Origin of the sequence: Niabella sp., from assembly GCF_030150205.1 — a bacterium.
Lineage (GTDB): Bacteria > Bacteroidota > Bacteroidia > Chitinophagales > Chitinophagaceae > Niabella.
On sequence record NZ_JASLGT010000017.1, the window covers coordinates 37,111 to 51,958 of the forward strand.

Annotated in this window: 13 protein-coding genes; all 13 read left to right on the plus strand. The window is 38.7% G+C overall.

The window, feature by feature from the left end:
- Nucleotides 1–785 precede the first annotated feature (785 nt).
- Nucleotides 786–2,183, plus strand: a complete 1,398-nt coding sequence (locus Q1V85_RS13950) for a site-specific integrase (RefSeq protein WP_300600929.1) — start codon at nt 786–788, stop codon at nt 2,181–2,183.
- A gap of 127 nt (nt 2,184–2,310) precedes the next feature.
- Nucleotides 2,311–3,204, plus strand: coding sequence for a hypothetical protein (locus Q1V85_RS13955; protein ID WP_300600930.1), 894 nt, complete (start codon nt 2,311–2,313; stop codon nt 3,202–3,204).
- 161 nt (nt 3,205–3,365) lie between these two features.
- Complete coding sequence (locus Q1V85_RS13960; RefSeq protein WP_300600932.1) at nt 3,366–3,707, plus strand: helix-turn-helix domain-containing protein; 342 nt, start codon at nt 3,366–3,368, stop codon at nt 3,705–3,707.
- Between the two features lie 6 nt (nt 3,708–3,713).
- On the plus strand, nt 3,714–4,652 hold the full coding sequence (locus Q1V85_RS13965; RefSeq protein ID WP_300600933.1) for a CHC2 zinc finger domain-containing protein: 939 nt from the start codon (nt 3,714–3,716) through the stop codon (nt 4,650–4,652).
- Nucleotides 4,653–4,692: 40 nt separating this feature from the next.
- Nucleotides 4,693–5,406 (plus strand): hypothetical protein, encoded by a 714-nt coding sequence (locus Q1V85_RS13970; protein ID WP_300600934.1) that lies wholly within the window; start codon nt 4,693–4,695, stop codon nt 5,404–5,406.
- 4 nt (nt 5,407–5,410) lie between these two features.
- On the plus strand, nt 5,411–5,863 hold the full coding sequence (locus Q1V85_RS13975; RefSeq protein ID WP_300600936.1) for a hypothetical protein: 453 nt from the start codon (nt 5,411–5,413) through the stop codon (nt 5,861–5,863).
- On the plus strand, nt 5,860–6,195 hold the full coding sequence (locus tag Q1V85_RS13980; protein WP_300600938.1) for a hypothetical protein: 336 nt from the start codon (nt 5,860–5,862) through the stop codon (nt 6,193–6,195). The genes Q1V85_RS13975 and Q1V85_RS13980 overlap by 4 nt, the downstream gene beginning before the upstream one ends.
- Nucleotides 6,196–6,495: 300 nt before the next feature.
- Complete coding sequence (locus Q1V85_RS13985) at nt 6,496–6,870, plus strand: mobilization protein (RefSeq protein ID WP_300600940.1); 375 nt, start codon at nt 6,496–6,498, stop codon at nt 6,868–6,870.
- Nucleotides 6,867–7,901 (plus strand): relaxase/mobilization nuclease domain-containing protein, encoded by a 1,035-nt coding sequence (locus Q1V85_RS13990; protein ID WP_300600942.1) that lies wholly within the window; start codon nt 6,867–6,869, stop codon nt 7,899–7,901. The genes Q1V85_RS13985 and Q1V85_RS13990 overlap by 4 nt, the downstream gene beginning before the upstream one ends.
- Nucleotides 7,902–8,253: 352 nt before the next feature.
- The gene (locus Q1V85_RS13995) at nt 8,254–9,336 is read left to right on the plus strand and encodes a PDDEXK nuclease domain-containing protein (RefSeq protein WP_300600944.1); all 1,083 of its coding nucleotides are present in this window, start codon (nt 8,254–8,256) and stop codon (nt 9,334–9,336) included.
- Between the two features lie 129 nt (nt 9,337–9,465).
- Entirely contained in the window at nt 9,466–10,131 is a 666-nt protein-coding gene (locus Q1V85_RS14000) for a hypothetical protein (protein ID WP_300600946.1), read from the plus strand.
- Nucleotides 10,132–10,399: 268 nt separating this feature from the next.
- Nucleotides 10,400–10,963, plus strand: a complete 564-nt coding sequence (locus tag Q1V85_RS14005) for a hypothetical protein (protein ID WP_300600948.1) — start codon at nt 10,400–10,402, stop codon at nt 10,961–10,963.
- A gap of 34 nt (nt 10,964–10,997) precedes the next feature.
- Nucleotides 10,998–14,708: a hypothetical protein gene (locus Q1V85_RS14010; protein WP_300600950.1), complete on the plus strand. Its 3,711-nt coding sequence runs from the start codon at nt 10,998–11,000 to the stop codon at nt 14,706–14,708.
- The last annotated feature ends 140 nt before the right edge of the window (nt 14,709–14,848 follow it).

Genomic DNA, 14,848 nt, shown 5'->3' on the forward strand with positions numbered 1-14,848 from the left:
GTTACAGAAAATGGCAATTGAGTTTTACGGACCAGGTCTCAATTCCCAAGTTCCAAATTGTCTTTACTATAATTTAATGGTTATCTTGCTAAGAACTCGATAACGCGAAAAAGTGAAACATTGCGTTTTATATTGGGAGTTACTGTAGCTTTTATTATAGAAGCGTTCTACTCAGCGTGGTTAATTTATAAACTAAAGCAATTAAAGAGGTAGTTTGTTTATAAGTATATCTGTTCAAAGAATCCGGAGACTTTTATTAGTTTGAGCCTGACAGCAAGCAAAATATGCTTGAGCTTTGTTGTAACACCGGGTATTTAGTCAATTGATTGCATGTGTATGAAATAGTGATTTTTTGGGTAGAAAGGGAATGGTTGCAGCTCGTTATTAAAATAGCTGTAAATAGATTGAACCAGTCTCTGATGAAAAAAGCTAAATGTCTGGCAAAGAGTAAAAAAGTTCACATCTCCGGAGCGTTTCATGTGCAACTTCTTTAAAATAAAAAAGGCTCGCTTGCGCGAACCTTTCTATCTGATTGATACCAGTGCCCCAGGCGGGACTTGAACCCGCACTGACATTGCTGCCAACAGGATTTTAAGTCAAACTGAGAACCGAATTTATCTAAACTTGGTTTAATTAAATTTTACTTAATTATTTGATTATCAATTATTAATGAGAGATTTGTTAGCTTCGTTTAAACGGATAAAAATCCCGTTTAACCGCTGATTGTATGCAAATCTGTATGCAAATCAAATGGAGATTTTTTTAAACAAAAAAATCTTTAAGCTATGGAAGTAAGTATCGCTATTGTCTTGGACACCAGAAGAGTTAAAAAAGAAAACCTTTATCCGGTTAAGCTGCGGGTAACATTTAATCGCAAACAAGAATATTACCCTACTATTTACGATCTTACACAGGAAGACTATAACAAATTTTCGGCGCCCCGAATAAGTGAAGTACTGCAAAAAGTAAGAGCATCATTACTGGAAGTAGAAAGGAACGCAGCTACAGCGGTGAAGGCTATTAATCCATTTGAGTTTGATTGTTTTGAAAAAGAATTTATAAAGAATAATCCTCTATTCAAAGAGCGTAAGAAAAAGGCAGAAAAAAAATGCATAGAAAATCAGCCGTCAGAACTGAAACAACAAGAAATATCAGTTGAATTTGATTTTTCCCCCTACGAAGAACGCTTTCCAATCTTCAAAGAAGAAAGCCCCGCTGCCGATTACATCGCAGTAACCTTTACCAGCTATATAAAGAATTTATTGATGGAAGGTAGGATAGGTACGGCATTAAGTTACCGGGATTCTTATACCTCATTAAAGCAATTTCGGGGTAATGTTCCGTTTTCAGCAATTACCCGCCAATACCTTTTTCAGTTTGAGCGTTGGATGATTGATGACAATAAAAGCTCCAAAGCCACAGTAGGAATAAAGCTGCGTTCTTTACGTGCGGTATTTAATGAGGCGATTGATCAAGGGTTGGTGAAAGCGGATATTTATCCTTTTGGAAAGAAGAAATACAAGATTCCGACAGCCAAGAAGGCAAAGAAATCATTAGAACGTAAAGAGGTTCAATGTTTGTATGAATTTGAGCCGGAAGAAGAACACATCCAGAGAGCAAAAGCTTATTGGTTTTTCTGCTATTTCGGCAATGGCATGAATCCTAAGGATCTTGCCTACCTGAAATATGAGAATATTGATGGAGAATTTCTTCATTTTATCCGGGCGAAAACGGAGCGCTCGATGAAAGATGATCCCATAGTAATTACAGCTTATATAAATGAAGACATGCAGGCTATTATTGAAAAGTGGGGAAATAAGGATCGGCGCCCGGATAATTATATCTTTCCGGTATTAGATGCATCAATGAACCTGATGGAGCAGTACAGCCGCGTTAGAACATTAACTAAATTTATTACTGACGGGATGGTCATTATTGGGGAAGATATGGAACTATCAAGGAAGCCAAACAATATGGTGTGCCGTCATTCCTATGCCACACATTCCAAAGAGTCCGGAGCGACTACAGAATACATTAAGGAGTCTTTAGGCCACGCCAGCCTGACAACAACAGAAATCTACCTGGGCGACTATGGGCGAGAAGTTAAAAAAGAATTTTCGGGTAGGTTGCTGGCTTTTAAGAGCGCAACAAATCAAAATGATACAGCCCTAAAGGCAGTTTAAAGTATTGATGATCCTAACCTACACCCTGACAGTAAGCCACTGTCAGGGATTTTTTATGCCTGTTCAGGAATGTATAATTTTTATTAACTTAGGTAGTAATATTTCTTCCTAAGAAAAACGTTAGTCTATGAATATAAGAAAATGGTTGTTTTCCCGGATGATTTTTAGGAATATGCTGGCTACATTCGGTTTCCGGTCGGGATACTCTGCTACTCCGGGAGGGTTTACCGCCTATTTTGTTTACCGGCTTGGAGACTATGAGCAGAACTTTTATCTGTATTTCCCTAAAGAGCCATTTGCAATACGCTATGTAAACGAAATCTTCAACAAGTTGTATGAATACGAAGGATTTGATATTATCCGGTATCTTGAATTTCATTATAGCCTGTATCCGGATAAAGCTGATTTTCTCCGGTTTCTTAAATATGAGATCAACGACCGGCTGAAAAGAAAAGGCCACCAACAAAGGAAATTAAACGCCGCCCTTGAGTGGGTTACTGAAAAGCAATCCGAATTGCATGACCAGATCCGGGAGAAAATTAATCAGGAACAAAATGATTTAAAACAGGAACTTTCTGCGGGTGTTCAATCTATTATCCAGGAGGTCGGCACGACAAAAGAAGCCAATACCGACCAGCAGGTTAAAATACTGGTTGAAAAATTATCCGGCCATATCGACCAGATTATGAAAACAGCCGATACAGAACTAAGGGAACTAACCAATTCTTTTAGTACCGGAAGTATTGAATTGAATAACCGCAACCATGAAATGTTGATGATCCAACTGCTGATCCTGCTGAAAAACGTTCAGGCCCCTTCGTCCTTGCAAAAAGGTGAACAGCTTTTTAAAAAGTTTTCGGATACAGATATTGCGGCGATACTTGCTTTGCACTTTGAAGCCTTTAAGAATCTAAAATTAAATACACTGCAAGGGAAAGCCCGCAGCCAAAATGAATTAATAAACTATAAAAGCCCTAAAGTAAAACAGCTTATTCAGGCATTGGAAGATTTTTTTTACTGATGAAGCTCTTTTTATTTACCCTTTCACTATTCCCTTACCTGCGTCCACTTGCCTGAACTTCGTTGTAACTGATTTATTACTAATCCCAAAAAATCCATACTCCATCCATCATTGACTTTGGGTAAAATCTGATCCATGTTGCATCCATAAAAATCAATTTTATGGATACACTATTTATTCCCAACGAGGGAGATTTTCGCAGGTGGATTAAGGAAGCAATAAAGGAATGTTTAGAGCAAATTCCTGCACAACCAACGCAAACCGAAGGTGAAGAACCCTTACTAACCCGTAAAGAGATCGCTGGTATGTTCCGCATCTCTTTGGTTACCCTGCATGACTGGATGAAACGCGGCCTGCCCTGCCATAAACAAAGAGGTCGGGTGTATTTTCTTCGCTCCGAAGTATTGGCCTATCTCAAACAAAAAGGCCACAAACCCATCATTGAACCAGAGTACCCACCGTACCTCCCTGTTTCTGCTAACGCTATAACCAGTAAAAAATAAAAGAATATGCCCGCACAAATGATATTTGAAGAAGCAAAAAAAGTGGAACTGGTAGCACTGTTAGCATCTCTTGGCTTTATGCCGGATAGTGTAACAAGGCAGGATTATTGGTATAAGTCCCCCTTTAGAAATGAGCATACCGCTTCATTTAAAGTAGACCGTACCCGTAATATTTATTACGATCATGGGGAAGGAAAAGGCGGCAACATCATTGATTTTGCCGCAACGTTTTTCCGGTGCGATGCCAAAACAGCAGCAACAAAAATTATTGAGCAAAATATGGGAAGCAATTTTTCTTTTCACCAGCAACAACATCCCTCGCTCATGGCTGGTGAAAAGAAAGAGCCAGGCGGGGAGAAAATCATTATTACCGGCTCTCGGCCTTTACAAAGCTCTTCGCTACTTTCCTATCTGGAAGAAAGAAAAATCCCGCTTCACATTGCGCGGCAATACTGCAAAGAAGTTGATTTTTCACTGTACGGAAAACAGCAAACGGTGATCGGGTTTGAAAACCGGTTGGGTGGTTTTGAGTTGAGAAGCCCAACGTTTAAGGGCAGCAGCTCACCAAAAGACATTACTTTTTTTGACAATGGCAGCCGGGATATTTCTGTATTAGAAGGCTTCTTTGATTTTCTATCACTGCCAGTCATACGACCACAAGCGGGTTTGGTTTTGACCAATTACCTGGTGCTTAATTCTCTTTCGTTTCTTGAAAAAAGCCGCTCCCTGATGGAGCAGCACCATACGATCTCCCTGTTCTTAGACCGGGGGATTTCCGGCAGGCAATACACACAAAAAGCGCTTGCCTGGAATAAAGAATTGCAGTCTGAAAAATACACCGACAGCAGCCATTTATATCAATACTGTGATGATTTGAATGAATGGCTGATCGCTCAATCCAAACAGCAGGAACAACAAAGAACGCAGAGAGGTAGAGGGCTTTGATTTTACACAACAACAAATTTTAATCATAAAAAATTACACAATGCAACAGTTTCAATTTAACATCCAGGCCAAAGGCGGCACCGGTAAATCAATGCTTACTTATTTACAAGCCCTAAAACAACAAGGTAATGACCGGGCTTATTTTGTGGACTTTGACAGCTCGGTAAAATCAAGCTGCCAGCAGCTTCGATTCCTCCAGGGAAGAAACCCTTCCCGCTTTGCAGAAATGAGCCTATTAGACATCCGGGAAAAGCTGGATCGCCAGCTCCTTTTTGAAAACCTCTTTCAGCTATCGCAGAAAGATTATGACTCGTTCTACCTGGACTTTGGCGCCCCGGAAAGCGACCAGCTCCCATCGCTGTTTTCAAAAGATTATACCATCGGAGAATTTAAGGCTGTGCAGGATGAGCTAAACGCAAAGTTTACGTTCAATGTCGTGATCGCGGGCGGCAGCGCTTATGCACCTTGTACGCAATACCTGGAAAAAATTATCCTATTGAATAGAGGTGTTTTTGAAACCAACATCTATATCAATGAAAGCACGTTTACGGGTACACCACAATTAATCAAAGAGTTGACAACATTCGGATCGGTAGCAGAAAACCATATAAACGCCATCCGGTTTTTTGGAGATTTTGATAGTACAACAGCCCCGCACCGGAGCATTCTCCAAAAAGTCAGCGAAGGAAAGGGCATGGAAGCCTATCAGTTTGTCGAAAAAATAAAAATGCAGAAAGAATTATCCAAAATATAAGAACATGCAAACATCCCGGACTGATTTAAAAAAATTGAGGGCAGCGATCTCCTTACAATATGGTATTGAGCTGGATGAAACTTCCCTTACTATTCTTACCATTTTATTGCAGGAAGTGAGGCGGCAGTTTGCACCGATGCAGGCAATGCTGAATGAAATGGCAGCGCAAATACAATACTCCAAAAAATCATTGCAGGTAGATCCCGATCATCCCCGGTGGCAGGCATTCTGGCATGGCATGGGCCAGTGGGGCCTTGGCTTGTGCCTGGCAGTTATTGTGGCCCTGACAGTTTTTGCCATTGACCTTAACAAGGAAAGAGAGGAAAAGAAGATGATGCAACAGGAGCTCGCATGGTATAAACAGCATTACGAAGCAGCAGCACAAAAGGCAGACGCTAAAACGGGTGCTGGTACTATCGAAAAAAAATCCAGGCCGAAAAACAAACAGTTCAAATGATGTACAAAGATTTTTTAAGGAAACACCTATTGGAGAACACCTACGGTATCTACGGCAAGATACTGGAGATGTACCGGGAGCAAATGACCGTCTTGAATACAGCTTCCCTTTTTCGTAAGTGGTTGGCTGATGAACTGGAGGTACCAATTGAGAAGATCAACCTGAATAGCCTGAACTCTGTGTTAAAACGCGAGCGAAAGAAAAAAGCATCAGCTAAGCAGGAGCCACCGATCTCATCGCAGGCAGCATCGGTTCAGAGCCAACCCGGCAGCTTTAAATTTTCTACTCCCAGTTCAGATGATGAAAAAAAATCGAGAATCAAGGAATATTAATCCGCCAGGCAGACAAACCTTCAGGAACACTCCTGAACCAGCAATAAGCCCGCTTGCAACAGATATAGGCGTTAATAAACCTTCTTAAACCCGAATCAACCTAAACAGACTCCAAAGCACCCCCACAAGTTCATACCGGTCTTTGCCGGTTCATTTAGAAACGGGGAAAATCAGGAGCCAGCTATGTTCTCGTAGGCTCGTAACCTCACCTACTTCGAACAGCTGGCCCATTCATGCCGCTTTGGGGCGGCATTCATGGGGGCGCAAAGCGCGGTTGTCAAACATTAAAATTTATATAGTATGAATATACCACATGAAAAAAACAAAGGCGGCAGGCCAAAGAAATCAGTTAAACGCAGCTACCGCCTGCGCGTGGCTTGCACTGCATTGGAGCTACAAATAATTGAGACAAAAGCCAAACAGGTGCAGCTTACCGTCTCCGAGTTTTTACGTGAGGCAGCTTTCAACAGCCATATTGACACCAGACAGAAAACATTGCCCAAAGAAGTTTTAAACTTTACCGGGCAGTTGAATCACCTTGCGGCTAATGTTAATTCACTAGCCTATAAAAATAATGCGGCACAGGCTTTTAATGCCTTTGAGCGTACAGAATTAAGACAACTGGCAGCACAGCTAAAAGAGTTGGCAGAGGCAATTAAAAACAGTTTAAAATGATTGGTAAGGCCATCACAGGAAAAGGGTTCGCCGGCTGTATCTGCTACTGCCTTGAAGATAAAAAAATGGATATCGATAAAAATCAATCTATGATGGAAAACCGGGCAGAAATTTTGCTGTTCAATAAATGTTTCGGCAATAAAAAGGAACTGGTGCAGCAGTTCAACGAAGTGCGAAGACTTAATCCCAAGCAATCCAAACCAGTGTTTCATTTTACCTTAAGCATGGCACCAGGGGAACATTTATCAAGGCCACAGCTCATCCAGGTTGCCCAGGATTGTGCAAAGGAATTCGGGTTTGCTGATAACCAATTTTTAGCAGTGGAGCATAAAGATACCCAGCACCAGCACATTCATATTGTGGCCAACCGGATTGGCTATAGCGGCAAAACGAATGTGTCGGACAGCAATAGTTATAAACGCATGGCTCAGTTCTGCCGGAAGATGGAGCAGAAATACCAGTTGCAGCAGGTATTAAGCCCCCGTCGTTTTTTATCAAAAGATCAGCAATTACTTCCCAGAAATGACCAGCGAAAGGATCAAATTAAAGTACAGTTGCGGCAAATACTGCAGTCATCCAAAACAATGGAAAGTTTTCAACAAGAGGTAAGAAAGATGGGATTTGAAATTATCAAAGGCCGGGGAATATCTTTTATTGATAAGGCCGGTGTAAAAATAAAAGGCAGTGCTATGGGGCTTTCTTTAAGCACTATTGAAAAACAGTTGCAGAAAAACCAAACTCAATACCTCACTCGGAATCTGCAGGAAGGAATAGGTCCGGAAACCAGGCTTGCAAATACCTGGCGATTGACTGTACCTTTTTCACCATGCAAGAGAAATCCGCAGGAAAGTACTTTCATTAGCGCATTTATACAATCAATAAAACAAGCGGTAGAAAATACTGCCGACCTGGTAGCCGACTTATATAAAGTACATTATCCATCACCAGAGGACTATGCCACGTCACAAATAGAGCGGGAATACTACCGGAATATTAGAAAGAAGAAGAAAAAAAGAGGTTATCGACTCTAGATTTATTGAAGCAATAACAAGATCGTGGGGGTAGAAAAGCCAAAATCTGAAGCTGAGAGAATACAGAAATCAATGAATCGCTAACAAGTTTGATAAAATTTTGTACCTTAGAACTGGTGTTTTTCATAGGTTAGCAACGGCCAGCTTTTTCAAAGGCAGGCCTTTTTAGTCTAATAAATTCGCCCAAATTTGAGTATTAGTATATTTTTTTCTCGTAATGCTCAGGCTAATGCGCTGTTTAGTCCACAAAAATCTCTTTTTGTTACATTCTTCATCAGATCTGCCCTGCTATTATTTGCTTTGTTGGTAAAATAAAGGGCAAATATGTAAGTTTGGGAATACAAATAATGATATGAATAACCGGTTTACAGATATTATACAAATAATAACACAATCCCGTGCTAATGCCATCAAAGCCGTTAATACAGAGCTGATAAACCTGTATTGGACCGTGGGTGCGTATATCAAACAAAAACTATCCGTTGCGGAATGGGGAGATAAAACAGTAGATGAATTAGCGGATTTTATAAAGAAAAACAATCCCGATCTGAAAGGTTTTAACCGAAGGGGAATTTATAGAATGATACAGTTTTATGAAACCTATGCTGAATCCCTAATTGTGTCCGCAGTGAGGACACAATTACAACACGCTGATAAACAATCAAATAAAGTTGTGACCCCAGTGAGGACGCAATTTGGCTTCCAAATTCAAGACATCAGAAATACTATTTTAGCTCAAATTAGCTGGACACACCACCGAACAATATTTTCGAGATGCAAAACCGAAGAGGAACGGGAATTTTATATAAGAATGTCTGTCAAAGAAAATTACAGCGTTCGGGAATTAGACCGCCAGATTTCCGCCAGCCTTTTTGAACGGACAATTTTAGGTAATGCAAAAACCCCGACATTGCCCAAAGAATTTAAAGCTGATATAACAAATGCTTTCAAGGATAGCTATGTGTTTGAATTTTTGAATTTACCCGAACCGCACAGCGAAAACGATTTGCAAAAAGGTCTAATCAGGCAGATGAAAAAATTCATTTTGGAATTAGGCCGGGATTTTATTTTCATGGATGAAGAATACAAATTGCAAGTGGGAAACAGCGATTTCTACGTCGATCTTTTGTTTTACCACCGCGGCCTGCAATGCCTCGTGGCTTTTGAGCTAAAAACAGACAAATTCAAACCAGAATATCTGGGGCAATTGAATTTTTACCTGGAAAGCCTGGACCGGGATGTAAAAAAGGAGAACGAAAACCCAAGCATCGGCGTATTATTATGCAAAGACAAGGACAGCGAGGTAGTAGAATATGCATTAAGCAGGAGTTTGTCACCTACAATGGTTTCCGAATATAAAACACAATTACCCAATAAAAAATTGCTGCAACAAAAACTGCACGAGCTGTTTGAATCCGGTAATGGGGAAAAATGATCCTGTTTCATAGAACCCTCATTGGAAGGACTAATGTAACGTATTTTTGTGCTTAACAGAGATAATGAACGTCGCTAATATTTTAAAACAATTCCGTATCAGTTTTAAACAATATTAATATTAACAACAATGCTTGTTTCATCAATGACTGTACAGGAAATCCACAAAGAAGTTTTTGAGGATATTCCTAACCTTCGGAGTAAAGTTGATAAATGCCATAGTGATTTCAGAAAAACAGTTTTAAATGCCCGCCGCTATCCTTTGTCAAAATCGTATGATTGTTGCACAAAAGAAAAAGGTAATTTATATATAGTAGATTTTACAGCGCTGAAAAGGAGCGACTGGAAAAAACCTGTCCTCTCCATATATACAACCTATTTACGCCCCGAAGGCAAATATGCAGTTACCCTGAGCCTAGACATGAATATGATATCCATATATCCGCCACACTTTTTTAAAAGGTACCGGGAGCGTATATTAAAAGACAGTTCTGCTTCAAACGAAGCTGTTATACGGGAATATTTTAAAAAAGACTGGGGCTTTATGGGAGCCTTAGTAAACAGGGACTTTCAATCAGTATATCATTCTTTAGAAAAGGATATTGAAGGCGAAATGGTTAGCTTTGTTGCAGCTACTTCACTGGGATATTGTTTTGGGGAAAAGCAAGGGAATATCAATATCATTAAAACAATTATTTCTGAGAATATGCTGTTTGACGATCAAAAAAACATTTTTAATGATCTCAGAAATGCCTTCAACAAAGCCAATAAGGAAAGGTATGGTACGACTGTATAGAAAGATTGGCACTAAGTCGCCGGCATGACCCGCGTGCAACACCAGTGACGGAAGTGCAATATAGGACTTACTCTTGTTTATGCTACTTGGATACTAACTTGGTTACCGCTTAGTTACTACTCTGTGGATTATTTGCAGGTGATAATACCTGCAAAGGTGAAAAAGTAAAAGGGTGGTGTAAAAACTTGTTGTACGCACATTCAATAAAACTAAGTATTTTAGCGTTATGACCTGCTTATGAGCAGCCGTATAGAAAAAGGTGAAAACTGTGGCATTGGCAATTTCAATACTATCGTTATTTATTTCGGCGTTAACATTCTGGCTAACCCGGATCTGGAAGGGTCAATTAAAAATGACCCGCCCCACGATTATTTGCCTTGTTGGCAAAAATGGAGGTGATGAGCCAAAAGTCTTTCTTAGAACCTTACTTTATTGCACTTCAGATCAGGGGCAGTACATCCAAAATATGTTTATCCGTATTTATACGCCACAAACAGGTTATGATTTTAATATTTGGGCCTATGGAGATAGCGGCTTGGTGCGAGGCAGTGGTTTATTTGTTAGTAAAACAGGTGTTTCCATCTATCACCATTTTTTACTCTCTAAAAATGAGCAATTGCGTTTAATTGCGGGTAATTATAAGCTTGAAGTATACGCGGAGAATAGCAGGAATGTGGTAATAAAACTATTTGAGCAGGAGTTAACGATAACTAATGAACAGGCTACAGCTTTGGGGAATGAAAAGGCCGTATATTTTAACTGGGCATCAAATAAGGGGCAATATGTTCCTTTTATTGAAAGTAAGGTAAACCTACTTGACATTACTAAGTAAAGAATAATAAATAACAGGAATTATAGTATTCTTCATGATTACAACCGAAAAACTCGAAACGATTACTGACAGTAGCTTATTTGAACAACTAGCAAATGCTATTTTGAGAATTAAATTTCCTGAACTGGAGAACCTGATAGAATCAGGGATCAACGCCAAGGGAAAAACGATAAAAGATCCGCTCGATGCATTTTGTATGATAAGCGAAAATCATTTCGCATTGATAGAGCATACTATTAATAGTACAAATCTTGAAAAAAAATGGTTAAGTCCTGGCAACAACAGCAAGTCCCCCGAGGGAGATTTACATAAGGCGATTGCATATGCTGAGAAAATTCGCGAGCACTCCCCACAAATAAGATTCACAATATACTTGGTTACTAACCAGCGTTTAAGATCCGATCTGCAAGAAAAAGTTTTGAAAGCTACAACAATGAGTTTTATAGATATCGTTGTAGTTGAGCAATCTATTATTGCCGATTTTCTTGATAACAATTCAAAAGGACAATATCTCAGATTCAAGTATTTGGGAATTGACGCTGTGTTGTTATCTGACTTATTACTTAGAGACTTGCTAAACAGCAATCACCATAGATACAGTAAGGAGTGTTTTCTTGATGAAGAATCTATTGTTCAAACAGAGGCTATCTCAAAAGTTAGAAACGAGCTAGAATTAAGTACAAGGGCTCTCAATTTTCTAATCGGTGGTTCGGGTTATGGGAAAAGCACAATCGCTTACTTTTTACTAAAACAGTGTCAAACCAATAATTTAAACGCTATTCGTATAGAACCCGATATAGCAGAAATTAGCTGTTCATTGATTGAAGCAATAGAACTTCAATTAAAAAAGGAACATCCCAAAATATTTACCTCAAAACAAGAAATTGAGGCATTTTTTTATGGATCAACCTTGGTTATTGTAGACGATGTTAATAAATCAAAGAATTCCGAGTATCTGTTAGATCGACTAATATCTTGGTCGCAATCCACAGCAGAATCATGCAATGACATAAAAATCCTTTGTCCTGTATGGCCCAAGAACTTTAAGTTAATCCAACATCAAATACAGAAAGAATCGTTATATCATTTAATTCCTAATCCAGAAATGTCGATTGAAGACGGTCTGGCTATAATTGAACATGGGCTTGATAAACAGATTTCAATAAGCCGGCAGCAAATGACAGCGATCGCTTCAGAAACAGAAAACAATCATTTGTTGCTAAACCTTCATCTTAGATTAATTAACAATAGAAAAGCTTATATACCCAACCAGGGAATAGAAATTATCAATTCTTTTATCGAAGATTCATTAGCTAAGCTAGCAGAAGAAGGAATAGGACTCGCTTTCAAACTTAAGAAAGTAATCGAAATGCTAGGAAAAGCAATGATAACGCACAGATTAATTTCCCCGACTTATGATGAGTTCGAAGATTGGTTCGCTGACGATAGAGAATATTTGAGTATATTGGAGAGAATAGCTCAAAGGCAATTATTGTTTTATTTTAACGACCATGGAACTTGCATCTTTAGACATGACAGAGTCCGAGATTGGATATTAATTTCAGCACTGGTCAAGTTACTTGACGACAGCTCTTCTTCAACTGAAATAATCAGTGAGCCATTCTTTTCAGAATTACTTGGTTGCGCCATAACTATAACTGAGACAACCGATGATGATATTGACATATTACTTAAACTAAACCCGCTTGCCGTATTTTATTCGCTAAAATATTTACAAGACAAGCATAAAGAACCTAAATTCTTACAAATAATCGAAAAGATTAAGATCTGGAATAGTGGCCTAAACAAACTAGGCCACCGAAATGCATTAGCAGAGGAAATTTCGAGAGCCTTCTTAAATTTTGATACAAAGTGTATCGACGAATTAACAAACGGCCACCCTGAATCTTTAATACTCAGCCTTGCCCGGTTCAGAAACGGTAATTGCCTCGCTGGAATCAGATATATTCATTACAGCAATACGTTTCAGCCCGCTTATGGGAATTATTGGAGAGATATAGTTCTTGAACACGTTAAAACCTTCCATCTCGAATCTGTTGTCGACTCCTTATCTCAATTACTTCGGGAAAAAATAACTCCGGAAGGAAGGCTGTCGGCCTACCAATTGGCTGGCTATCTGAAATCGCCCCGGCTTATAAAAGCGTTAACTGAAAGCTGGGACAAATCAGACAATGAGGATGCATTGATCTGTTACATTTGGGCTATTATAAACTGTGCAGATAAGAATGATCTAGACATCTTAACAAATACATTTAATGAATGGGCCAACTTAAAGAGTCTAGGTTATAGTGAAGCGAACTTACCAAAAGGTGAAAAGAATAAGATATTAGACACACTTTCTTATACAAAATGGCATCTTACACAAGAGCAAATTGAATCCCTGTCGAAATTTGCATCCAATAAAAGATACAAAAGAATAATTTATACCATACTTTCAAAAATTGATGCACCAATCGCAGTACAAATGGTTATTAAAGAGCTGGGAAATTCAAAAAACAATTCCACGCGCCTATCAATAACAGAAGATCAATGGGAGCGACGCAAACTGTCTCAGGAATCTAAAGACTGTATCCTACGGATTTGGAAGAACACAAACAATTTGCCATCTGAAAGACTTTTCGCATACAGGATTTGGTCTAAAATAGAAAAAAAAGAGATTATATTAAAGGAGTCAAAGGCTATTGAACCAAGCGACTCAGAAATCTTTGACCATTCTATCTTTAAAAGAACACTTTTGGGTGATGAGGATGTAATAAAACCATATTTAAACCTAATTGAAAGCAAACCCTGGGCTGTAAGTTGGATTGCCAACATATGGAGTAAGGAACTAAAAACAGAGTTTAAAAAAATCATACAAAAAGCTATTGAGAAAAAAGATGGAAGCACGTTGCATCATGTTGTTGAAGAATTACGTGAAATTGATCCTATTGACGCAGAAGAAATACTGATAGAATTTTGGGACAATCTAAAATCCGTATACTCAAGTATAGCTACGGCCTTATTTCTATCTACCTCAAAAACCAGGGAATTGGCTCATATCAGGATATGCCAGCTAGGATTTAATAATTGGAAGCGTATTTCAGAATACTACAGAGGAGTCATGGATCAAGAATTCACTATAAATGAACACAACGAAAAGTTATCGCAGGAAGAAAAAGACAACGCCGATCTTTTAGCTGATGAGTTTAAGTATATTCATATGCATTACGGCTGCTTTAATTCAGAAAGAGAAAAATATATTTCTATTGAGAAATTAAATAGCTTGAAGCCTTATTTTATTTTGCTCAGTAAATATGGCTTAGGTCAAATCGCCGAACAATGCCAACGTTCCAAGTATTATGAATGGCTTAAGACTGAATTGTATCCTCACTTGTCAGACGAATATAAAAAAATCTTTTTACCCTCTAATCAGGACATCCTAAGTGATTTGGAGGAGTTTATCGAAGAGAACAAATCAGGAAGAATCGAATATTTTATCAACGACTTGGCAAAACGCGGGGTAGAAAGGGCCCGGTTTATACTGTGTTTAGAGATATTTATACAGAAAAACCGTAATAGCTATAAGGCATTTCTTGTAGTATGCAACTGTTTAAAAGAAATTGGGTTAAGAAGTGACTTGCGCCTTCTTGACGAATATTCAATTGAAGACAACTCGCTGGTAGAAGCTGTAGCGCAAAAGAAAGAGAATACAATTTATCGCGTAATGAGGAAAACTATTGCATAAACATTTTTTTATTAAGGTCTTTTGTCAAGTTTTGGACTACGCTTTATTCTTCCTAATTAGAATTTATTCTTCTGAAAAAAGAAAATAAATTGGAGTATTAAAATAACTCCAAATGTAATATTTTTAAATACCCTTTTAAT